Raw genomic sequence first — 22,158 nt, forward strand, 5'->3', positions numbered from 1 at the left:
GGATGAAATATGAACAGGCCAAAAGTTGTTTTGACTCACTGGGTTCATCCCGAGATCGTTGAACTTCTTCGGGAAAAAGCCGATGTTGTCGTTAATCCGGACAGGAAAACGCTTCCACGGGAAGTGTTGCTGAAAAGGGCGAAAGAGGCCGATGCATTGATGGCGTTCATGCCGGATTGTATTGATGAAGCGTTCCTGAAAGCCTGCCCGAAACTGAAAGTCATCGGCGCTGCCTTGAAGGGGTACGATAATTTCGATGTGAATGCCTGTACCCGGCAGGGGGTATGGCTGACGATCGCTCCCGATTTGCTGACGATTCCGACTGCGGAATTGACGGTGGGACTGGTTCTGGCGGTGACGCGGAATATGCTGGCAGGCGATAATCACGTTCGTAGCGGGCAATTCAGGGGATGGCGACCGGAGCTTTACGGGCTGGGACTTTACCGGCGTACAGCCGGTATTGTCGGTATGGGAGCCGTTGGTAAAGCGGTGGCGGAACGTTTGAGGGCTTTTGGCATGAACCTGCTTTATGCCGATCAGGCCTTTTTGCCAGTTGAGGAGGAAGAAAGGCTGGGCCTGACAAGAACCACTTTCAGCCAGTTGCTGAATTCAAGCGATATCGTCATTCCATTGTTGCCGCTGACGGATCAGACATATCACTTGTTTGACAGGAAGACGCTGGCTGAAATGAAACGGGGAAGCTATCTGGTCAATGCCTGCCGGGGTTCGGTAGTGGACGAACTCGCCGTTGTCGACGCGCTGGAGAAAGGCCATCTTGCCGGCTACGGCGCCGATGTTTTTGAAATGGAAGACTGGATTCGTCCCGATCGTCCACGTTCGATTCCGACAGCATTGCTAAATAACACGGCGCAGACTTTTTTCACCCCTCATCTCGGCTCGGCCGTGGACGATATCAGAACGGAAATCGAACGCTATTGCGCGATGAGTATTCTTCAGGCGCTGGCTGGCGAAATACCGGACGGAAAGGTAAACGATATCCGTTGAATGCGCTTCTTTTCCACTGAAAAGGACAGTATCCACTGTCCTTTTTGCCGGTCAGTGCAAAGGTGAGGAATTCCGGTTTTTTTCCCGTTCTTCTTCAAAGTGCGCGTAAATCAAGGGGAGATTGGAAATCATTTTGGTAACCAGTTCTTCTCTTTCCTCCGCAGGGATTGGCTGGCAACCGGACACTTCGGGAATGTATTCGGAATAAAGCGTCAGTATCGGGGTCAGCGGGCCTTCCTGTTTGCTGGCCTCGACCATTTCCTTCCAGCTGTCGCGGCGCATATCCATGCCCAAAATGAAGCCATACGCCCACTCATTGGCTCCGCATTTTCCGTCGGGATCGGCATAGAGGAAGGGATAATATTCGTCGCCGCGTTTCAGAACGGAATCGATATGTTCCCAGTGCTGGGCAAGCGCGCCCATGACCATATCGGATTCTTGCTGGCTCTTGAATTCCGGCATTTTCCCGCCGAAAATGCGGGGGAGATATTCTTCCGGACTGACAGGAACAGGGCTGGTAATCAAGGCGCATAAAAAACCGTCCAGCACTTCCATGTGCATGGCGTTCTGGGCAGCGTGGGAATCGAGATAATATTCCAGCGCGTCAAGTTGCTGGTTGGACAGCTTGGGCGACGTTTCCTTGTGATTCAGAAAATCGTCAAGTGCGCTGAGCATGGAAGCATTTTCTTTTTCTTTGTCGGGATTTTGATTGGACATAAGCGGACGCAAAGGTGAAGTTAAAAGAAGGCACGACGTTTACAGCTAGTATAACAATAGTTTTTCGACCCTTGTGCAAATGGCGCGACTTTATTGAATTAAATAAACGCTCTCTGCTGAAGATCAAGCGAGATTCGGCCGTTGCTTTTATGATTCCTGAATGAAACGCTGTTTGTTTGAAGGATATTTTGAATCGACTTGCTTGGAAATCAGGGAGGAAATATGAATCGTACAGGAATGGCTGTCTGGTCGGGGGGATTGAAAGACGGAAAAGGCTGGCTTTCTACAGAAAGCAAAACCTTGTCCGAAACGCCCTATTCGTTTTCGGCACGTTTCAAGGATGGCAGTGGAACCAACCCGGAAGAATTGATTGCGGCTGCACATGCCGGCTGTTTCACCATGGACTTGTCTGGACGGCTGGGCGCCGTGGGCATGAAGCCGGAAGAAATCCGGACGACATCGACGTTGACAATGGAAAAAACCGATAAAGGGTTTTCAATCACCAAAATTCATCTTGATGTCCTTGCCCGGATACAGGGAGGCGATGCCGATGCCTTTCAGACAGCCGTAAAACAGGCAAAAGAAGGCTGCCCCGTTTCCAGACTGCTCAATGCGGAAATCTCGGTGACAGCCCAACTGAATGAAAAGTGACGGCAAGAAACGGACGGTCTGGCGACAGCCGTCCGTCTGGCCGCTCATTTGCCGGGGACAACATAACGGGAAGGCGGCGGTGTCGTTACGTTGGGCGGCGGTCCGTAAGGGTTTGTTTGAGATGTGTTTCCGGTGTTTTCCCCCTGGGAATAACTGGTCGTAACCGGAATGAGGTTGCCTTTGGCATACATGCATTGCTGATAGGCGTTGTCATAGCGGACTTGTGCTTCGTAGCCGCTTGTGTTGCCGGAGCCTGCGCCCGTCAATCCGCCAAATAGCAGGCCGATCCCGGCGCCGACAGCCGCACCGTGGCCTCCGTCTATCAGAGCGCCCGATGCGGCGCCCAGCGCGGTTCCCAAAGCGGCGGTTTTAACGCCGCTGCTGGTGGCCACTTCACTGGAATTGGTGCCTGTTTGCGAAGAAGCGTATTGGCGGCAGAAAAACTCGTCTGCCTGGAATTGTTCCATTGTTTTTCCTTTTCCCGGCAGAACCATCACATTGGGCCCTGACGGCATGGACGAACAGGCAACCAGCGCAAGAGGCATCAAAAGCAGGAAATATTTGGAATTGAAAGACATGTTTTGCTCCATTCAGGTTGCTGAAACGATATGGACGGCTACTGTTGGGTTCCTTGAGGGAAAGGGATCACCTTTTGCCAGCTTGCGTTACATTTCAGCACGTAGGGGTAATATCCTTTCGGATCGGAACAGTAATACCAGTAACGTTTTGCATCATCGCCATCGTTCTTTTCAATGTAACGGGCAGGAGTAGAAGGCTGGATGACGATGGTTTGGGAAGGATAAGGGTAATAAGGCGCGTACGGGTAAAAAGGATAATAGGGCGAATAAAAAGAAGACCCCCAAAAAGGCGAACCCCAAAAAGGTGAGCCTCCCAGAGGAGCGCCGAACATGATCCCGACAGATGTGCGCGAATGCCGGTGATGATGCCTGTCCGCAAAAGCGCTTTCGCTGATGAGAGAGGAGAAACAGGCGAAAAGCAAGAGTATTATGGGACGTTTCATGATAAAGCCTCTAGTCCATATACAAGAAAGACCCGGTCATCCGCTAAAAGGGAACCGATTCGATTTGATTATCCACTTTTTGCCAGTCGGGCAAGTGACTTGAAAGACTTTGTAACAAAATGAGAAAAGAACTTTGAGCTCCATTAATGATCGACCGATTCTTTTATCTCTCTTCCCGGTTCATTGAAGTACCGCTAGTGGAAAAAGTTCTGCCGGGTAACCCATGCCGGTTTATCCTGAAGGCAGCCGTCCTTTTGCCGTCGGTTCTCCTTAGGCGGTATTCCGTCGTTTGCGTGCGTGCCGGTTATTCTTTGCCGTGCCAGGGACTTGCCTGCGGGATCGACCAATCCGGATCGCTTTCATTTTTGTCCGCCGGGCCAATCAGAATGGCTAAGAGCGTGATGAAAGCGGCCTGTCCACTTTTTTCATTTGTCCGGCCGCCAAAAGGCCTGTAGCTGTGGGGTATTGGTGCGGTTTATCTCCGTTTTTGAATAACGGATTTAACGGCCCAGTGTCGGTTGGATGGTGTTGCCTGCCGGTTTCTTCCTGTATTTTTCCTGAGAGTGCCTGTGCTTCGCTGTCCTTGTCGCGCCGGCCGGTCTGTGTCGCTGACCGAAGCATACAATACGCACCCCGGTGATGCTGGCAAGTGGTGTTTTATCCTGATCCATGAATCGGAAGAAACGATACGAGAGTTTTTTCTTTGGCCGTGCCGGGAATGGTAAATGGTACGGATTGCGCAAGACCGGTTTCCCGGGAAAGTGGGAACGGTTTTCAGAAGTGGGCTGCACAACGGGCGGAAAGATCGTCACTAATTGCGTTGCCGGTTACAGGCTCGGATGGCTGGCCGGCAGGGATACAAAACTATCGTCAGGAGTTTACGGGCCATCTTCCCGAATCCGGTACGATGAGTGTCACACGGGATGTTTCCGGAATAAACCGTGCGCCGGGATTGCCGGTTTTTTTGCCACGGTCTCACACTTGCCAATTGCCGGGCAGTTTGGTCACGGGCGAGGAACGTCAGGAAACCGGGATGAAAAAAAGTCTGCTTGCCAAAAATGGGCGCTTTTCGGAAATTCAGGTTCTCCGGTTTTTGCGAAACATCCGGAATTTTTCCCAGGCTGATGCTGATTCTGCCGGTAGAAAAACGTCGTTTGCCAATTCGTGGGGTTGGCGGCCTGAAGGACCGGTATTTTTCCTTATCTGCCGCCCGGCTTCCGGACATCTGCCGCCCGACTTCCGGACGTTTGTGCCGGTTTATTCGCGATCGGAAAGCTGAAACGGGTAAAAGGATGTTATGCCGGGTTCCGCAGGCGGGGCGGGAGTCGCCTTATTGCCTTGCACGCCTTTTAAAGCTTGCCGAAGCCGCTTGCGCTGGAGCGGATTCGGCTCATGTGGATTGCCGTGACTTTTCCCGCTTTTCTGCAGGTAGCGCAGTAAAATCGCGGTTTCGTGGGTTCCCGAAAACCCACTTCCTGATCTTGCGGGAAAGTCTCGCAAGGAAACCGCTGACGGTTTACAGCTCTTGGGACGGTCATCAACCCTCTGCGGACAGAATTGACCTTTTCCGGTACGGTTCAGTCGCTCCACAGTTTGCCTGCCGTGGCCCAGTTTTCTTTTTTGACGTCATGTATGATGATATCGACAGCGCCCGGGTCGCATTTCAGGGTCTTGCATGTCGCTTCGGTAACGGCTTTGGCCAGTTCGCGTTTTTGTTCGACCGTACGGCCTTCGAAAATCTGGATATTGATTGTTGGCATGATGTTTCCTTGCGGGTTAAATGAATAATCGGAAATGGTTTCGCCAGATTATACGATGGCGCTTTGAAGTAAGCCACTTTTGGAGGGATATGAAAATCAAGGAGTTAAGGAAACCGTTATATTTGCTTGCCTTGCCGAAACACGACGGTTCTTGTAAAATCCTTTGCTATTTTTACCGTGTTTGTTAACAATGCCTTTCCGTATTTTTCGTTACGGAACAGGCGCGTCGCATGGATCGCCGATATTTTCAGAACCATTTTCCCGATATTGCAGAGAAGTGCACTTTCTATTACTGGAGTAGGACATGTTTGCTAAAGACCATACCCTCGCTCAGGTCGATCCGGAGTTGTGGGACGCTATTTTGCGTGAGAACACCCGTCAGGAAGACCACATTGAGCTGATCGCTTCCGAAAACTATTGCTCGCCGGCGGTCATGCAGGCGCAGGGTTCTCAACTGACGAACAAATATGCGGAAGGTTATCCCGGCAGACGTTACTACGGCGGTTGCGAATATGTCGATATCGCGGAACAGCTGGCGCTGGATCGTGTCAAACAGCTGTTCGGCGCGGAAGCCGCCAATGTGCAGCCGAATTCGGGTTCGCAGGCCAATCAGGCCATTTTCCTTGCCATGCTGCAACCCGGCGATACGATCATGGGCATGTCTCTGGCGGAAGGAGGCCATCTGACGCACGGCATGGCCTTGAACATGTCGGGCAAGTGGTTTAACGTCGTTTCGTACGGCCTGAACGAAAAAGAGGAAATTGATTATGACGCCATGGAGCGGCTTGCGCACGAACACAAGCCAAAGCTGATCATCGCTGGCGCTTCAGCCTATTCCCTGCGCATTGATTTCGAACGTTTCGCAAAGGTTGCCAAAGATGTGGGCGCTTACTTCATGGTGGATATGGCGCATTATGCCGGCCTGATCGCCGCCGGGGTTTATCCGAATCCGGTTCCCCATGCCGATTTCGTCACGTCCACTACGCACAAATCCTTGCGCGGCCCGAGAGGCGGGTTCATTTTGATGAAACAGGAATTCGAACGCAAGATCAATTCCGCCGTTTTCCCCGGCTTGCAGGGCGGTCCGCTGATGCATGTGATTGCCGCGAAAGCGGTCGCCTTCAGGGAAGCGCTTCAACCTGAATTCAAAACGTATCAGGAGCAGGTCGTCAAAAACGCCAGTGTCCTGTCCAAAACGCTTATCGAACGCGGTTTCCGGATCATTTCCGGCCGTACCGAATCCCACGTGATGCTGGTCGATCTGCAAAGCAAGAATATTACCGGCCGTCAGGCAGAAACGATCCTGAACAGCGGCCATATCACCTGCAACAAGAATGCCATTCCCAATGATCCGCAGACGCCGTTCGTCACTTCCGGTATCCGTCTTGGCAGTCCCGCCATGACGACGCGCGGTTTCAAGGACGCGGAATCCGCGCTGGTTGGCAATTTGCTGGCCGATGTGGTGGAAAATCCGGAAGATCCGGCAACCCTTGACAGGGTTCGTGCGGAAGTCCGGAAGCTGACTGCCGCTTTCCCGGTTTATCAGCGCTAGGCTGTTTTTCATTCATTGAAGCCACCTGTTTACAGGTGGCTTTTTTAATCGGGTAAAATGCGGTTTTCGGTTTGAATGGATGCGGCTTTGCCGACAACAGGCATGAATGAATTAAAGGGTTCTCCGGATCGGGCTTCTTTGACAGAGCATGAATTTTTCATGAAACGCGCATTGGAACTGGCAAGGAACTGTTCCGTTCTTGTCTCGCCCAATCCGAAAGTCGGGTGCGTGATCGTCAGAAATGGCCATATCCTTGGCGAAGGCTATACCCGGCCGGCAGGAAAAAACCACGCTGAAATAGAAGCCTTGAACGAGGCGGTTTCCCGTGGTGAGGACTGCCGGGGAGCGACGGTGTATGTTACGCTGGAACCCTGTGCCCATTTCGGGCGGACGCCGCCCTGTGCCGATGCGCTTGTCAGGGCCGGCGTTTCCCGGGTCATTGCCGCGATGGAAGATCCCAACCCTCTGGTTGCCGGAAAAGGACTGGAAAAACTGAAAGCGGCCGGAATCCATGTCATCTGCGGCATTCTCGCCGATGAAGCCAGAGAGATGAATCGCGGTTTTCTGTCGCGTGTCGAGCGGGGGCGTCCATGGGTGAGGATGAAGGTGGCGGCCAGTCTGGATGGCAAAACAGCCCTTTCCAATGGCGAAAGCCAGTGGATCACATCGGAAAAAGCGCGTGAAGACGGACATCGCTGGCGGATGCGGGCGGATGCGATCATGACGGGTATCGGAACGGTGATCCAGGACAATCCGCGGCTGAATGTCCGTTTGCCCGATGCCGTCAGGCAGCCGGTGCGTATTGTCGTGGACAGCCAGCTCAAAACGCCTCTGGACGCGCGGGTTCTGGAAGAGGGAAAAACATGGATTTTTTCTGCCAATGCCTCACCTTACAAAATCGGAGCCATGCAGGAAAAAGGCGTTCGGGTCTTTTCCACGATCAACAATACAGGACGCGTCGATCTGGCGGAAATGATGGAAACGCTGGCAAAACAGGAGATCAATGAAATTCATGTCGAGGCGGGAGCCACCTTGAACGGCGCCCTGATGCAGGAAAGTCTTGTGGACGAAATGCTGATTTATCTGGCGCCCTGTTTTCTGGGAAGCGGCAAGAACATGCTCAGCTTAAACCACATTGACCGGCTTGCAGATAAAATCGCTCTCGACTTCCATGAAATCGTACCAATCGGTGACGATATAAGAATAGTGGCCAGATTAACGGACTGAAGTGGGGAAAAGATGTTTACAGGAATTGTCGAAGCGGTAGGAAAAATCATGTCTGTTACGCCTCAGGGCGCGGATGAAAATGCGGGCGTCCGTCTGGAAATTGATGCCGGTTCCCTTGCGATGGATAAAGTCGGAATCGGAGATTCGATTGCCATAAACGGGGCGTGCATGACGGTAGTTGAAAAAACGGACAGGAGTTTCAAAGTCGATGTATCGCGGGAAAGCCTGAACAAAACCGCCGGTCTGGACAGAACGGGAGAAGTCAACCTTGAAAAGGCGCTGGCTTTCGGTGATGCCCTGGGGGGGCACCTTGTCTCGGGCCATGTGGATGGTATCGGTACAGTGCGTGAATTCACTCCGGTTGCCGAATCCCGGAAACTTGTGGTGGAAGCGCCGGCAGAACTGGGCAAATTCCTCGCTTACAAGGGTTCCGTTGCAGTCGATGGCGTATCCCTGACTGTCAACAAGGTGAATGATGTCGGGACCGGATGCCTTTTTTCGGTCAATCTGATTCCCCATACAGTCGATGTTACGGCGCTGAAAAATCTGTCCGTCGGGTCGAAAGTGAATCTGGAAATCGATCTGATTGCCCGTTATGTCGAACGCATGTTGTCAGATGGAAGACAGAACGCCTGACCTTAAAAGAGGAAAACGGTTTTTACTGGAAAGAAAGCGCCTGCGGCGCGGTGTCGTCTTCCGGCGGTTCCTGCGTGACCGGCGGAAGTAGTGTTTTCAGGCGATATTGACGCTGTCTGTAGTTTCCTTCCGGCCCCTTGAGGCCGCAATCCACTTTTTCAAAAAGACGGCCGATTCGGGAAACAGTCTGCCGTTCCTTTCCTGTCTGGATGAGAATCAGCCTTCTTTTGCTGCGCCGGTAAAATTCACGGATATCTACCAGCAGGCAGTGTCCCTTGTCCGCTGAATGGATATCCAGCAAAAGCGCTTCAGGTCGCGATAAACCGAAAACCGCCGCCAGTTCGAGGCGTGCGGCCAGAAAAGGATGACTGCTGACGGTTTCCCGCGTCAGGTGTTGCAGGGCTTTTACTGCCCACAAGGCCGGTTGGGCTTTGACAGCGATTCTGTCCAGTAGTGTGGCCGCTTCGGTTTGGCCATTTCCTGTCGCTTTCTGCAGCCAGTATACAGCCTGAACATCGTTGGATTCATTGTCCCGCCGGTTTCGCCAGGCATGAAGGCCGCGCTCGTATTGCGCTCTCGGATGTCCCAGATTGGCAGCCGTTTCCAGATACCGTTGGGCGGCGGAAAGGTTCCGCTGGGAGAATTCCGCTTTCTGGTAAATCAGCGACAACGCATACCATGCTTTCGGCAGTCCCTGTCCACCAGCCTGAGTCAGCCAGTGAATGGCTTTTTTAAAACTGGTCGGACCTGCCCCGAAAAGAGTCCTTTTTCCGTTTTCATCCATTCTGGCATGCCATAAACCCAGCAGAAATGCCGCTTCCGCATTTTTGTAACGCGCAGCCATTTCCCACATGCTCTGGATTTCTTCGGCAGCAGAATCGCCTTGTTCTTTAAAGAGCAATTGACCGCAACGCAACAAAAGACGGGCGGAATGCCCATCGGTATCGGCTGCTTCCGGTTGTGCGCCGGATTGGAGAAGGGAGCGGGCAATGGGCAACGCGTGTTGGAGAAAAGTCTCGTAATCGGCATTTTTCCAGGCGTGTTCGATCAGTGCAATTTGGGCATCCACAATGCCGGCATTGGCGGCGCATGCCGTCCATTTGAGAGCGCTTCCTTTCAGGGGAGAATACCGGTTCGAGTTTTTGACCAGTTCAGCCAGCAGCCATTGCGCTTCCGGAATGTCGTGATCGACTATCTTTTCCAGTATGGCTATGGCTTCAGACCGTTTTTTGGAGTCGGTTGCCGTTCCGGAAGAGAGGAGCAGTTTTGCCAGAACAAGGCCGGCACGATAACAACCTTCATCCAGCGCGTCCCGATACCATCTTTCAAGCAATTGCCTGTCGGGATGCAAATTGGCCACTTCATACGGTATATGATTTCCGATCAACCGCTTTGCCGCCGCGTCTCCCTGCCGGGCTGCGCGGCCCAGCCAGTGCAAGGCGGTGGTCAAACTTTGCGGCAAGCTTTTGCTGCCGAACAGATACAGCTCTCCCAGCGCGAACTGGGATGCTGTATCCCCTGTCCGCGCTTTGCGCAATAACTGTAATTCCTCACGACTGGCCATTTTAAAGTGGTTTCGGGCAAACGAAAAAGTAAATCCCGGTTTCCGTAAAACCGCAGCGGCAGATTCCACTGTCCGGTTACCCGGGCGGCTGCTTGCTCTGTTATGACAGGGAATGAATACAGAATCCGACAATATTGTGCGTATTGAAAGCGTCTTGTAATGATTTTTTGATATAAGGAAACTTTTTTGTAACTTAAATACAACAGATTAAGCGTTTTCCTGACAAAAACCGGATGAAAGTGCACGGAACACGATTTTTGTAAAAAGTCACCTGTCGGGAGTTATTTATTTTGTGCTTATCCGGATGTCCGAGTGAAAGACTTCGACGGATTTTTAACCTGTCTCTTTAAAGGGAAAGCGAAATGAAAAAAACTCTCATCGCATTAGCCATTATGGGCGCTGCAGCCGGCGTGGCAAATGCCCAATCCAATGTCGTTATTTACGGGGTAGTCGATACCGGCTACATCAAGGAAAACGGTTCCGATGTCCGCATGGGGTCGAACATCGACAACCGTATCGGTTTCCGTGGCACGGAAGATCTGGGTTCCGGCCAGAAAGCCACCTTCGAACTGGAAAGACGCTTCAATCTGAATGACGGGACGCTGGCGCGGCCTGACAAGGACTGGGATGGCGCAGCCAATGTCGGACTGAGAGGCGATAACTGGGGCGCCGTCCGTTTGGGCCGTATTAACGAACTGAGCACGGAAACGTTGCGTACCCTCGATCCCTTCTATCAGTACGGCGTGGGTTCCATGCTGCTGAGCAGCCAGCGTTCGGCCCGTATCGACAATACGATCCGTTATGACAGCCCGAGCTGGACGGGGTTCAAGTTCGGCGCCAGTTATTCACTGGGCGAAAACATGAAAAATCTGACGGGTGTGCCCGCCAGTATTACGAACCCGGATACGGCTGATCCGAACCTGCGGCTCGAGGCGACACCGGCCAACGTAAAATATTATGGCGCCGATAATGACGGTTATGCCGTCATGCTGGGTTACGACAATGGCCCGCTGACTTTGCTGGCCAACTGGAGCCGACTGGCGGATTCCAAGAAGTCGTATGTCTGGAACGCGGGCGGTGCGTATGCCTTCGGCCCGGCAAGAATATCGCTGGCTTATGAACAGACTCACGACAAGGGATGGCGGGAAGGCGAGTTCTCGGTCAAGTCCAAGCAGCACAACTGGCTGCTCGGTCTGGAATGGCTCCTGGGTCCGGGTCGCCTGAACGCCTCGTTCAACTACGGCAAGGTCAAGGATGTCGCCTGGTCCGATACCGATCATGGTGACAAGGACGTGAAAAAATATGCGCTGGGTTATACCTATGATCTTTCCAAGCGGACATCCATTTACGGCATCGTGGCTTATTCCGACTATGAAGACGATCAGGTTGCCGGATTCTACCGGAATGAAGGCCTGAACAATCAGGGCGATCCGGCCAGCTATGACCGGGATAGCGTGACCGGCGTCCAGATCGGTATCACGCACCGGTTCTGATTTTCGTTTCACGCTGAACGGTTCCGCGAAAAAGAGGCCTCCATCGGAGGCCTCTTTTTTTGCGCTTGTGCGCGATATGGCTGTTTTTGCCTTGCCGCTTTTAAATGCCGGCACGAAAAGAGTTTGAACACAGGGACTTGTACGCCATTCCTCATTTTCTGCATGGAAATGCCGGCAGCGATACGAGAGATTTTCTGTGATGCAAATACAACATTTTTTGCTTTTTTGCGACACTTTTTGACGATTTTTTCAAAATAAATGACAAATCAATGACATTGATCTCGATCAAAAGGTATCTTTCACTCATCCGAGTAGCTTGATTAACTTGGTTTGAATTTAGAACAGCTGTTCCGGATTTTAAAAGACCTATTTAAAAGGGAAGGCAAAATGAAAAAAACTCTTATCGCATTGGCTGTGCTCGGCGCTGCTGCTGGTGTAGCGCATGCACAATCCAACGTTACCATTTACGGTATCGTTGACACCGGTTTCATCAAGAAATCCGGCCACGACGTTGAAATGGGCGAAAACGTCAACAACCGTCTGGGCTTCCGTGGTGTAGAAGACCTGGGTTCCGGCCAGAAAGCTACCTTCGAACTGGAAAGACGTTTTGACCTGAACAACGGTACCGAAAAAGGTGACGCTAATCCAGGTTTTGACGGTGCATCCAACGTCGGTCTGAAGGGTGACAACTGGGGCGCTGTCCGTCTGGGCCGTGTCAATGAACTGACCACAGAAACCATCCGTAAATTCGATCCGTTCTATCAATACGGCGTTGGCGGCATGATTGACAGCACCCAGCGTTCGGCACGTATCAGCGACACCATCCGTTACGACAGCCTGAACTGGAATGGCTTCAAGTTCGGTGCAAGCTACTCCCTGGGCGGCAACACCAATAACAAGTCCATCAGTGGCTCTCAAGCTGGTTTTGTTGGTGCTCCGGTTGTTGACGCTGGTGGTAACCTGATTGGCGCAGCTGTCCTTCCTGTTGATGCAACTGGAATGGTTGGCGTCAAGGAAGCTGGAGCTGACAACGACGGTTACGGCATCATGCTCGGTTACGACAATGGTCCTCTGGCTTTGGTCGGTAACTGGAGCCGTCTGGCCGATTCCAAGAAATCTTCCGTCTGGAACTTGGGCGCCGCTTACCGCTTCGGTCCTGCCAAGATCGAACTGGTTTATCAGCAGACCAAGGACAAAGGCTGGAGAAACGGTGAAGTATCTAGCTGGGTTGATGCCTATAGCGATTTCTCTGCCGCTGATCGGGCGAAGTATGCCGGTACGAACGAACTCAAAGAAAAACAATGGTTGCTGGGTCTGGAATGGAAACTCGGCCCTGGCCGTCTGAACGCTTCGGCACAGTACATGGAAGTTGAAGCTGTTGGTGCTGCAGATGCCAAGGACAAAGACATCTACAAGTATGCTCTGGGTTACACCTATGACCTGTCCAAACGGACTTCCCTGTACGGTATCGTTGCTTACACCGACTATGACGATGAAGCAGTTGCTCGTGTCTTCGGTGACGTAGAAGACAGCACCACCGGTGTTCAGGTTGGTATTACCCACCGCTTCTAATGGCTGAAACGCAAGGCTGGCTTTGGCCAGTCTTGTGCCGATGCAAAAGGATCGAAAGCGCTCCTGTTTACAGGGGCGCTTTTTTTACGTGGTTTCCCGAGGTTTTTGAGTTAACAATTTTTTACATTCAATGTCGAGCTGATACGGTTTTCTTGTGATAGGCTACACGTCTGACAGGCTATTTTCACAGCCTGGTTTGCCATTTCGCTCTTGTAAAAGGGCACGGGTGGAGTTTGCTGTTTTTGTCTGATCGGGGTTCATATGTGCGGTATTGTCGGGGCAGTAGCAAAGCGGAATGTCGTTCCAGTTATGCTGGAAGGCTTGAAAAGGCTGGAGTATCGGGGGTACGATTCCTGCGGGATCGCCCTGTGTGCAGAAGGGCAGCTTGAGCGCTCCCGCAGTACGTCACGGGTGGCCGAGCTGGAAAAGCAGGTCAGCAATCGCCATCTGTCGGGTTTTCTGGGCATCGCCCACACCCGCTGGGCGACGCATGGGGCGCCGACGACGGACAATGCCCATCCGCATTTTTCCGGCAAGCGCATCGCGCTGGTGCATAACGGCATTATCGAAAACCATGCCGAATTGCGCGAGGAACTGAAAGCGCAGGGATACGTTTTTTCCAGCCAGACCGATACGGAAGTGATCGCCCATTTGATCGACCGTTTTTATCGGGGCGATCTTTTGAAGGCGGTGCAGGCCGCCGTTGTCCGGTTGCGGGGCGCTTTCGCCATTGCCGTGATCTGCGGAAATGAACCGCAACGCATGGTCGGGGCGCGGCAAGGCTCTCCTTTGGTGGTCGGGATTGGCGAACACGAGAATTTTCTGGCGTCCGATGCGCTGGCGCTCGCCGGGACGACGAACCGGATCGTTTATCTGGAAGAGGGTGATGTCGTCGATATTCATTTGAACGATTGCCATATTTACGATGCCGGAGGAAAACCGGCTTTGCGCGAAGTCCGTATGGTCAGTGTGTATGCTGGCGTCTCTGAACTGGGTCCGTACCGGCATTTCATGCAAAAAGAAATTTTCGAACAGCCGCGTGCGATTGCGGATACTCTGCAGGGGCTGGAAGGGATCGCGCCTGATTTGTTCGGTGCCGATGCATTGCCGGTTCTCCGGAAAGCGGATTCCGTGCTGATTCTGGCTTGCGGGACGAGTTATTATGCCGGGTTGACAGCCAAATACTGGCTGGAATCGGTTGCCCGCATTCCCGTTGAAGTGGAAATTGCCAGCGAATACCGTTACCGGGACAGTGTCCCGCATGAAAACCGGCTGGTGGTCACGATCAGCCAGAGCGGGGAAACAGCGGATACGCTGGCGGCGTTGCGGCATGCCCGGGAACTGGGAATGGATGGTTCCCTGACGATTTGCAATGTCGCGACCAGTGCGATGGTGCGTGAATGTGCGCTTGCCTATATTACCCGGGCCGGTGTGGAAATCGGTGTGGCTTCCACCAAGGCATTCACAACGCAATTGACGGCGCTGTTTTTGCTGTCGCTCACGATAGCCCAAATCCGCGGACGCCTGACGCCGGAACAGGAAGCGGAATATATCAGGATGCTCCGGCATTTGCCCGCGGCCGTTTCTGCCGTGTTGGCGCTGGAACCGCAGATCATCGCCTGGGCCGAAGAATTTTCCCGTCACAACGATGCCCTTTTTCTCGGCCGTGGCATTCATTATCCGATCGCTCTGGAAGGCGCGCTCAAATTGAAAGAAATTTCTTACATCCACGCCGAAGCCTATCCGGCGGGCGAACTGAAGCACGGCCCCCTGGCGCTTGTGACCGAGAAAATGCCGGTGGTGACTATTGCGCCGAATGATGATCTGCTGGAAAAGCTGAAGTCGAACATGCAGGAAGTCCGTGCGCGTGGCGGACAGCTTTACGTTTTTGCCGATTCGGATACGAAAATCGTTTCGGAGGAGGGGATTCATGTCATCCGGATGCCCGAAAACTATGGTTTGCTCTCGCCCATACTGCATGTCATACCGCTGCAATTGCTGGCCTACCATACGGCGCTGGTCAGGGGAACGGACGTTGACAAACCGCGCAATCTGGCCAAATCGGTTACCGTAGAATAAAACGGATAGGATATTTGTCTGGACTGGCGCTACAATACCGTTATTGCCGCGTCCGGTTGTCAAGAATAGGAGGGGGTGTGATGGAGGCCTTCTGGCAATTCGTCAATAAAAGAAGTGTCCGTCTTGCGCTGGCCGTTTTCTGTCTTTTGCTGGCGATTCAGGGAATTTACCGGATTTATCTTGCGCAGACGAATGTGGAGATGTTCCGCGGAGCAGGGGAACTGGTGTTGTGGTTTGCATGGTCGCTTGTCAATTATTTGCGTGCGAACGGAAAAGTGGCGCCCAAACTGAATATTGCGGTCAATGTCGGGATTGCCATGATCGTGGTCAGCTGGTTTATGGGATAGGGAAAAGCGGAAGGCGGAGTTATGTCGGGTACGGAAAATTGTGAAGATACGGTCGGCTATACCTTGCATGGCAGCCGGTATTTGAATCTTACCAACCGGTGCGGGATTTTGCGGTGCGCTTTCTGTCCCAAATTCAATGGAGCCTGGTCGGTCAAGGAATACGATATGCGTTTGCATCACTATCCCTCTGCCGACGAGCTGGTTGAAGCGGCAGGGAACCCGGCGGACTATAAGGAGATTGTCTTTTGCGGAATGGGCGAATCGACCATGCGTCTGGAGGTCATGCTCGAAGTCGCCCGGCGTTTGCGCGAAAAGGGGGCGCGGCTCCGCTTGAATACCAACGGTCTCGGGAATCTGATCAACGGCAGGGATGTCGCTCCCGAGATTGCGGCGCTGATTCCGACTATTTCCGTTTCGCTTAATGCCCAGGATGAGGAAACCTACAATCGCCATTGCCGGCCCAAGGATCCGCGCGCTTATGCTTCAGTTCTGGAATTTGTCGAAAGTGCCAGAAAGGCAGGCGCGGACGTCACGGTAACGGCTATTGACGGATTGCCGGGCGTGAACATCGCTGCGTGCCAGGCTGTTGCTGACAGGCTGGGCGTCAGGTTCCGGCGTCGTGTTCTGGACGATCTGGTCTGAACGCGCGGTTTTTCAGGGGATTTGGGTCGCTAGGGTTGCTGGACGATCCCGAAGTCTGTATAGCGGCTGTGTGTCAGAATGGTCTGGTTCCGGATTTCGCGTGTCGCCTCTGTGACAAGGCTGTCATCAAAACCGAATTCGTGCGAAAGATGGACGCAGACGGCGGAATAACGTATGCGCCGCGCTTTCACCCCTGCATGTTTCAGACGGTCGCCCATTTCAAGGTCTTCCCCACCGTCTAAAATCCTCTCGTCGAAACCGTTAACGCTGACGATGTCGCTTTTCCATCCGGAGGCATTATGGCCGTTCCACCTGTTTTCGGTCGGAATGAGATTCAGCAGTTTGTTAAAAGGCCAGCGCGCAATCAGACGGAGTTTTTTTGCATAGGTCGGATACCCGTGGGATTGCAGCCACATGATGTTGAAAGCGTCGTTGGAAAGGATTTCGTCCTCACCGATTTGCAGACTGCAGCACATGGGCAATTTGCTGTGGCCGCCGGAAAGAAAGTGATTCGGTTTGGCTGAGCGTACATGAGTCTTGACGAAGTCAAACCGGGGTATGCAATTGTCTTCCGAGAAAATCAGATAGTCTCCGCTGGCGTACATGACCGCGCGGTTTAACATGTGGCTTTTCTGGCAACCGTTTCTTTCATGCCAGAGATGGATGATATCCATGCCGGACGTTTTTTTGTAATCCTCGATCATTTCACGGGTTCGTTCATCGGAACCATCGTCTGCAATCAGCAGCTGGAAGCGTTTGTAATTCTGGTTCTCATAACCCCACAGAACTTTCTGGAGCCATTCATGGGAATTATGCGTGCTGACAATGATAGAGGTGGAAAAAGTCATGATTTCCTCTGGAATTCCGGCAGAATTAATCAGGCGGGCGGAGATCCGATCCTTATGATTCCATATTACCCGATAATAAGAAGGAATGCAGGAAATTTCTGATTTTATTTTGTTTTTTCCGAAAAGCCGGTGAAGATTCCACTCTTTGATATCGGTCTGGTCTGCCTGCCGGAGAGAAGATTAAAATGAAAAGAGTCGGATAACTTTCTTCCGGTTGCGGCATGTCGGGTTACTCGTAAAACGGACTGCACGATCTTTGGAGTTAAGTTATACTGATCAGGTAATGGTTCCCTGATCGGGGATAAAAAGGGAATTCGGTGATGTTTTTTGACGATGCCGAAGCTGCCCCCGCAACTGTGTGCGGTAGTGACCATCTGTTAGCCACTGGGAAACCGGGAAGGAAGATGTTTCGCGAGAATCCGCAAGCCAGGAGACCTGCCATTACATCAATTTCCCCAAAACAGGGCGGGGTGTCCTGAAGGAAAACAAGTCTGATGGAACAGTGATTCCGCCTTTTCCGGTCTGTGACCGCCGAGGTTTTCGCCGATTCGTTTTCTTTCTGTCCCTGCCGAAAGACAAAGGTAATGAATGAAAGCGGAAGAAAGTGTCCTTATTGATCGGGAGGCCAGCCAGCCAGCGCCTTCCGTGTTGCCTCCATTGCCGCAGCGGATTATCAAACGCGATGGGGCCGAGGTTCCGTTTGACGCCAGACGAATCACGGTTGCGCTGACCAAGGCTGGACGGGCCACTGGTGATTTCGGCGAAGACGAAGCCCAGTTGCTGACCCAGAGAACGCTGAAAGTGTTGCGTCACCGTTTCGTCGGGGCGCCTCCGACGGTGGAACAGGTTCAGGATGTAGTCGAGCAGATGCTGGTCGATGCGAATCACACGAAGACGTTTCGTGCCTACGCTACTTACCGTGACCAGCGCCATCGCCTGAGACAGGACAGGAGAACGCTGGTCGATGTGGCGTCTTCGGTCGAGGAGTATGTCGATCGTGCGGATTGGCGGGTACAGGCCAATGCCAATCAGGGGTATTCGCTGGGCGGCCTGATTCTGAACGTTTCCGGGAAAGTGACGGCCAATTACTGGTTGAGCCACGTTTATTCTCCCGAGATCGGGCAGGCTCATCGGGATGCCGATTATCATATTCATGATCTGGACATGTTGTGCGGGTATTGCGCCGGCTGGTCTTTGAGACAGTTGCTTTATGAAGGCTTCAATGGCGTTCCGGGCAAACCGGAAGCCGATCCGCCCAAACATTTTTCGACGGCGCTGGGGCAAATGGTCAATTTTCTGGGTACCTTGCAAAACGAATGGGCCGGTGCGCAGGCGTTCAGTTCGTTCGATACCTATCTCGCGCCGTTTGTCCGCAATGACGGTCTGTCTTACGAAGATGTCCGGCAGCATATGCAGGAATTCATTTACAACCTGAATGTGCCATCCCGCTGGGGAACCCAGACACCGTTTACCAACCTGACTTTCGACTGGGTTTGTCCCGAGGACTTGCGGGAACAGGTTCCTGTTATCGGCGGCAAGGAAATGCCGTTCAAATATGGCGAGTTGCAGGAAGAAATGGATATGCTGAACCGCGCCTATATCGAGGTAATGACGGCGGGCGACCGGCGCGGGAGAGTCTTCACTTTCCCGATTCCGACCTATAACATCACGTCTGATTTTCCCTGGGAATCGGAAAATGCGGAACGGTTGTTTGCCATGACGGCGAAATACGGTTTGCCTTATTTCCAGAATTTCCTGAATTCCGATCTTTCGCCGAATATGGTGCGTTCCATGTGTTGCCGTTTGCAACTGGACTTGCGCGAGCTGTTAAAGCGCGGCAACGGCCTCTTCGGGTCGGCGGAACAGACGGGTTCCATTGGCGTCGTTACCATCAATTGCGCCCGCCTCGGCTATCTGTTCAAGGGAGATGAAAAGGGGCTGTTTGCCCGTCTGGACTATCTGGCCGACATGGCGAAAGACAGTCTCGAGATCAAGCGCAAGGTCGTCCAGCGCCTGATGGATGACGGCTTGTTCCCGTATACGCGGCGTTATCTCGGCAAGCTTCGCAATCATTTTTCAACGATCGGGGTGAACGGCATTAATGAAATGATCCGTAATTTCACTGATGACAAGGACGATATCACGACGGAGTTCGGGCACGGGTTTGCGCTTCGTGTGCTGGATCATTTGCGCGAGCGGATGAAGAATTATCAGGAAGAGACAGGCAGTCTTTACAATCTTGAGGCGACGCCTGCCGAAGGAACGACGTATCGTTTCGCGCGGGAAGACAGGAAACGTTATCCGGATATCATTCAGGCCGGTACGCCGGAGCACCCTTATTACACGAATTCGTCCCAGCTGCCGGTCGGTTATACGGATGATCCCTTCGAGGCCTTGCGTTGCCAGGATGATTTGCAGATCCGTTATACCGGGGGAACGGTATTGCATCTTTACATGCAGGAGCAGATTTCCTCTCCGGAAGCCTGCCGGAAACTGGTCAAAACGGCTCTGACGAATTTCAAGTTGCCTTATCTGACGATAACGCCGACTTTTTCCATTTGCCCGAAGCATGGCTATCTGTCCGGTGAACACGAGTTCTGTCCGGTTTGCGATGAGGAACTGATGGCGAAAATGGAAAAGCAGACACATTGATTGTTTATTGAAAGGATGAAAAATGGATAAATCACAATTGCCGCAGGAAAAAAGACAGCGCTGCGAGGTCTGGACCCGTGTGATGGGATATCACAGGCCGGTTTCGGAATTTAATCCCGGAAAACAGAGCGAACATCGCGATCGCGTGCATTTTGTCGAAACGGCCCTTCCCGATCCGGATGCAGCCTGTGATTGCGGTAAATGATGTGACGGTCAATGTCGGGGGAATCACGCCGTTTACGACAATCGATTTTCCCGGCCGGTTGGCCGCCGTTGTTTTTTGCCAGGGATGTCCCTGGCGATGTCGTTATTGCCATAACCGGCATCTGCTGCCCACTGGCGAAGGCGGCCGGTATTTGTGGCAGGATGTGCTGGCCTGGCTGAAGACACGGCAAGGTTTGCTGGAAGGTGTCGTCTTCAGCGGTGGAGAACCTTTGTTGCAGAAACAGTTGCCGGAGGCGGCCGATCAGCTTCATCGGCAAGGTTTTGAGGTCGCCTTGCATACTTCGGGTGTTTATCCGGAAAGGCTTGCCAAAGTTTTGCCCTTGATCGAATGGGTAGGGCTCGACATCAAGGCGCCGTTCGACGAGTACCGAGAGATTACGGGGGGTGGAAACGGTAAGCGTGCCTGTGAATCGTTAAGGCTGATTCTGGAATCCGGAAAGCCTCATGAATTGCGGTGTACACTCGATCCCCGCTTTTTTACTGTTGACCGGGCGGAAAAAATGGCAAAACAGCTCGCGGAACTCGGCGCCAGCCATCTGGTTATTCAGGTTTGCCGCGATGAGGCGAGTCGCCGCAATCAGCTTGTCTCAAAAGAAATTGCGGCTTGCTTGGAAAATATTTTGCCTGCTGTAACGTATCGTTCCTGAATTTTTTCCCCGTTTTTTAAGGTATCTCAAACCGGGCGGATTGCCCGATTTTTTATGCACGACATTTCCGTTACCATAGGCTTTGTTGACGATAACAGGGCGCGTGTATGGATGCATTGCTGACGGATCTGTTACTCCTGGTTTTGCTCACTTTGTTAAACGGGGTTTTTGCCATGGCCGAAATCGCGCTGGTTTCCGCACGCAAGGTTCGCCTGCAGAGTCTGGCCGAGAAAGGCAGTGCGGGTGCGAAAAGGGCTCTTGAGCTGGCCCAGTCTCCTTCCCGTTTTTTATCGACCATTCAGGTTGGTATTACTTCCATCGGTATTTTGAGCGGGGCTATCGGGGAAAACGCGATTTCCGCTCCTTTTGCGAGATGGCTTGGCGAAGTTCCTTATCTGGAACCTTATTCAAGAGCTATCGCTTTGACGGTAACCGTTATTGCTCTGACTTATTTTTCCGTTGTTATCGGAGAACTGGTTCCGAAAAATCTGGCCCTGCGGGCTCCCGAGCGGATGGCTTCCGCTATAGCCCGCCCCCTGAGTACGGTCGCTCTGGCGGCTCGTCCGCTGGTGTGGTTGCTGGCGAAATCGAGTGAAGGCTTGATGAGTTTGCTGGGCATTAAAAAAAGCAGCGAGCCGCCTATCAGCGACAATGAAATCAATGCCTTGATGGGACAAGGCACACAGGCAGGCGTTTTTCATGCAAGCGAACAGGAATTCGTTTCAAATGTGTTGAAACTGGATCAGCAACCTGTCGTCGAGATCATGACGCCCAGACATGATCTGGCCTTTATTGATCTGCAATATCCTGTCGAAACGCTGCGGAGCCAGATCGTCGCTTTCGAACATACCAGGCTGATCGTTTGCCGGGACGGGTTGTCGCATATTCTGGGCATTTTGAGCAAGGGTGATTTGTTGAAAAAGACAGTGGACGGAACGCCCGTTACGCTTGACGATATCGAAGCTGTTTTACAGAAACCCTTATTCATCCCTGAAACAGTCAGTACCATTCAGTTGATGGAAAATTTCCGTCACACAAGGAACGGCTTTTCCCTGATTGTCGATGAATACGGTGAAGTGCAGGGAATTGTAACGTTAAACGATGTGCTGGCCGCCATTATCGGCGATTACTCTGTTCCGGAAATGACGGAAGAAAACGGTTTGATCCGGCGTGAGGACGGTTCCTGGCTGGTGAACGGAGAGGTCGGTATGGAACGGCTGGCGTCGGAACTGGGGATGAAAAAGGCGTTGCCGGGGGAGGAAACGAACCGGTTTCATACAGTCGGCGGTTTTGTCATGTATATGCTGGGAAAAATTCCTTCGCCTGCCGATCATTTCGATTCGGACGGCTGGCGATTCGAGGTAATGAATATGGATAAAAACAGGGTGGACAAGGTGCTTGTCACGCCGCTCGGTTCTTCCACGGAAAAAAAGAGTTCTGCGTAAGCCAAAACGTTTCTTTTCCTTTACATGAGTCAGATATTCGCCTGAATGGCGCTCTCATCGTATAATCGCTGCCAT

The 22,158-nt window shown here is 52.5% G+C and carries 20 protein-coding genes and 1 riboswitch; of the genes, 14 read left to right on the forward strand and 6 right to left on the reverse strand.

From position 1 onward, the window contains the following. The first annotated feature begins 9 nt into the window (after nucleotides 1-9). Complete coding sequence (locus OFAG_RS00500; RefSeq protein ID WP_005878386.1) at nucleotides 10-1,005, forward strand: phosphonate dehydrogenase; 996 nt, start codon at nucleotides 10-12, stop codon at nucleotides 1,003-1,005. A gap of 51 nt (nucleotides 1,006-1,056) precedes the next feature. On the opposite strand, the gene OFAG_RS00505 is transcribed toward OFAG_RS00500, so the two are convergent. Then, a complete protein-coding gene (locus tag OFAG_RS00505) occupies nucleotides 1,057-1,722 on the reverse strand; it encodes a YecA/YgfB family protein (protein WP_020994669.1) in 666 nt (221 codons plus the stop codon). Between the two features lie 222 nt (nucleotides 1,723-1,944). On the opposite strand from OFAG_RS00505, the gene OFAG_RS00510 reads away from it, so the two are divergent. Next, nucleotides 1,945-2,373 (forward strand): OsmC family protein, encoded by a 429-nt coding sequence (locus OFAG_RS00510; protein WP_005878382.1) that lies wholly within the window; start codon nucleotides 1,945-1,947, stop codon nucleotides 2,371-2,373. A gap of 44 nt (nucleotides 2,374-2,417) precedes the next feature. Here the strand turns inward: OFAG_RS00510 and OFAG_RS00515 are convergent, their stop codons facing one another. From OFAG_RS00515 to OFAG_RS00535, 3 genes are all read right to left on the reverse strand, one after another. Further along, on the reverse strand, nucleotides 2,418-2,951 hold the full coding sequence (locus tag OFAG_RS00515) for a YMGG-like glycine zipper-containing protein (RefSeq protein ID WP_020994670.1): 534 nt from the start codon (nucleotides 2,949-2,951) through the stop codon (nucleotides 2,418-2,420). A gap of 38 nt (nucleotides 2,952-2,989) precedes the next feature. Beyond that, a complete protein-coding gene (locus OFAG_RS00520) occupies nucleotides 2,990-3,394 on the reverse strand; it encodes a hypothetical protein (protein ID WP_020994671.1) in 405 nt (134 codons plus the stop codon). 1,577 nt (nucleotides 3,395-4,971) lie between these two features. Continuing rightward, the gene (locus OFAG_RS00535) at nucleotides 4,972-5,154 is read right to left on the reverse strand and encodes a 4-oxalocrotonate tautomerase (protein WP_005878378.1); all 183 of its coding nucleotides are present in this window, start codon (nucleotides 5,152-5,154) and stop codon (nucleotides 4,972-4,974) included. 304 nt (nucleotides 5,155-5,458) lie between these two features. Here OFAG_RS00535 and glyA point away from each other — a divergent pair, with 304 nt between their 5' ends. From glyA to OFAG_RS00550, 3 genes are all read left to right on the forward strand, one after another. After that, nucleotides 5,459-6,706, forward strand: coding sequence for a serine hydroxymethyltransferase (gene glyA, locus OFAG_RS00540; protein WP_005878376.1), 1,248 nt, complete (start codon nucleotides 5,459-5,461; stop codon nucleotides 6,704-6,706). Between the two features lie 102 nt (nucleotides 6,707-6,808). Beyond that, nucleotides 6,809-7,933 (forward strand): bifunctional diaminohydroxyphosphoribosylaminopyrimidine deaminase/5-amino-6-(5-phosphoribosylamino)uracil reductase RibD, encoded by a 1,125-nt coding sequence (ribD, locus tag OFAG_RS00545; RefSeq protein WP_005878374.1) that lies wholly within the window; start codon nucleotides 6,809-6,811, stop codon nucleotides 7,931-7,933. A 12-nt stretch (nucleotides 7,934-7,945) separates the two neighbouring features. Beyond that, nucleotides 7,946-8,569, forward strand: coding sequence for a riboflavin synthase (locus OFAG_RS00550; protein ID WP_005878372.1), 624 nt, complete (start codon nucleotides 7,946-7,948; stop codon nucleotides 8,567-8,569). A gap of 22 nt (nucleotides 8,570-8,591) precedes the next feature. Here OFAG_RS00550 and OFAG_RS00555 read toward each other — a convergent pair whose 3' ends face one another. Continuing rightward, nucleotides 8,592-10,133 (reverse strand): tetratricopeptide repeat protein, encoded by a 1,542-nt coding sequence (locus tag OFAG_RS00555; RefSeq protein ID WP_020994676.1) that lies wholly within the window; start codon nucleotides 10,131-10,133, stop codon nucleotides 8,592-8,594. Nucleotides 10,134-10,495: 362 nt separating this feature from the next. Here OFAG_RS00555 and OFAG_RS00560 point away from each other — a divergent pair, with 362 nt between their 5' ends. The 5 genes from OFAG_RS00560 to OFAG_RS00580 all read left to right on the forward strand — a co-directional run bounded on the left by OFAG_RS00560 (nucleotide 10,496) and on the right by OFAG_RS00580 (nucleotide 16,266). Further along, nucleotides 10,496-11,626: a porin gene (locus tag OFAG_RS00560; protein WP_005878368.1), complete on the forward strand. Its 1,131-nt coding sequence runs from the start codon at nucleotides 10,496-10,498 to the stop codon at nucleotides 11,624-11,626. 387 nt (nucleotides 11,627-12,013) lie between these two features. Then, nucleotides 12,014-13,198 (forward strand): porin, encoded by a 1,185-nt coding sequence (locus OFAG_RS00565; protein WP_005878366.1) that lies wholly within the window; start codon nucleotides 12,014-12,016, stop codon nucleotides 13,196-13,198. Between the two features lie 261 nt (nucleotides 13,199-13,459). Beyond that, nucleotides 13,460-15,277 (forward strand): glutamine--fructose-6-phosphate transaminase (isomerizing), encoded by a 1,818-nt coding sequence (gene glmS / locus OFAG_RS00570; protein ID WP_005878364.1) that lies wholly within the window; start codon nucleotides 13,460-13,462, stop codon nucleotides 15,275-15,277. A 14-nt stretch (nucleotides 15,278-15,291) separates the two neighbouring features. Beyond that, entirely contained in the window at nucleotides 15,292-15,624 is a 333-nt protein-coding gene (locus OFAG_RS00575) for a hypothetical protein (protein WP_231371642.1), read from the forward strand. 21 nt (nucleotides 15,625-15,645) lie between these two features. Then, nucleotides 15,646-16,266: a TatD family nuclease-associated radical SAM protein gene (locus OFAG_RS00580; RefSeq protein ID WP_005878360.1), complete on the forward strand. Its 621-nt coding sequence runs from the start codon at nucleotides 15,646-15,648 to the stop codon at nucleotides 16,264-16,266. Between the two features lie 29 nt (nucleotides 16,267-16,295). Here OFAG_RS00580 and OFAG_RS00585 read toward each other — a convergent pair whose 3' ends face one another. Beyond that, the gene (locus OFAG_RS00585) at nucleotides 16,296-17,114 is read right to left on the reverse strand and encodes a glycosyltransferase (RefSeq protein ID WP_005878357.1); all 819 of its coding nucleotides are present in this window, start codon (nucleotides 17,112-17,114) and stop codon (nucleotides 16,296-16,298) included. Between the two features lie 267 nt (nucleotides 17,115-17,381). Next, a riboswitch (cobalamin riboswitch) is annotated at nucleotides 17,382-17,571 on the forward strand. Nucleotides 17,572-17,702: 131 nt separating this feature from the next. Here OFAG_RS00585 and OFAG_RS00590 point away from each other — a divergent pair. The 4 genes from OFAG_RS00590 (at nucleotide 17,703) to OFAG_RS00605 (ending at nucleotide 22,083) form a co-directional block, all read left to right on the forward strand. Continuing rightward, entirely contained in the window at nucleotides 17,703-19,766 is a 2,064-nt protein-coding gene (locus OFAG_RS00590; protein ID WP_005878355.1) for a ribonucleoside triphosphate reductase, read from the forward strand. A gap of 22 nt (nucleotides 19,767-19,788) precedes the next feature. After that, nucleotides 19,789-19,971 carry an anaerobic ribonucleoside-triphosphate reductase gene (gene nrdD, locus OFAG_RS14430; RefSeq protein WP_005878353.1) on the forward strand — a complete coding sequence of 61 codons (183 nt, stop codon included), beginning with the start codon at nucleotides 19,789-19,791 and terminating at the stop codon, nucleotides 19,969-19,971. After that, a complete protein-coding gene (locus OFAG_RS00600; RefSeq protein ID WP_020994677.1) occupies nucleotides 19,946-20,638 on the forward strand; it encodes an anaerobic ribonucleoside-triphosphate reductase activating protein in 693 nt (230 codons plus the stop codon). Before nrdD ends, OFAG_RS00600 begins: the two co-directional genes overlap by 26 nt. 107 nt (nucleotides 20,639-20,745) lie before the next feature. Further along, entirely contained in the window at nucleotides 20,746-22,083 is a 1,338-nt protein-coding gene (locus tag OFAG_RS00605; protein WP_020994678.1) for a hemolysin family protein, read from the forward strand. Nucleotides 22,084-22,158 lie beyond the last annotated feature (75 nt).

Origin of the sequence: Oxalobacter paraformigenes, from assembly GCF_000158475.2 — a bacterium.
Classification (GTDB): Bacteria; Pseudomonadota; Gammaproteobacteria; order Burkholderiales; family Burkholderiaceae_D; genus Oxalobacter; species Oxalobacter paraformigenes.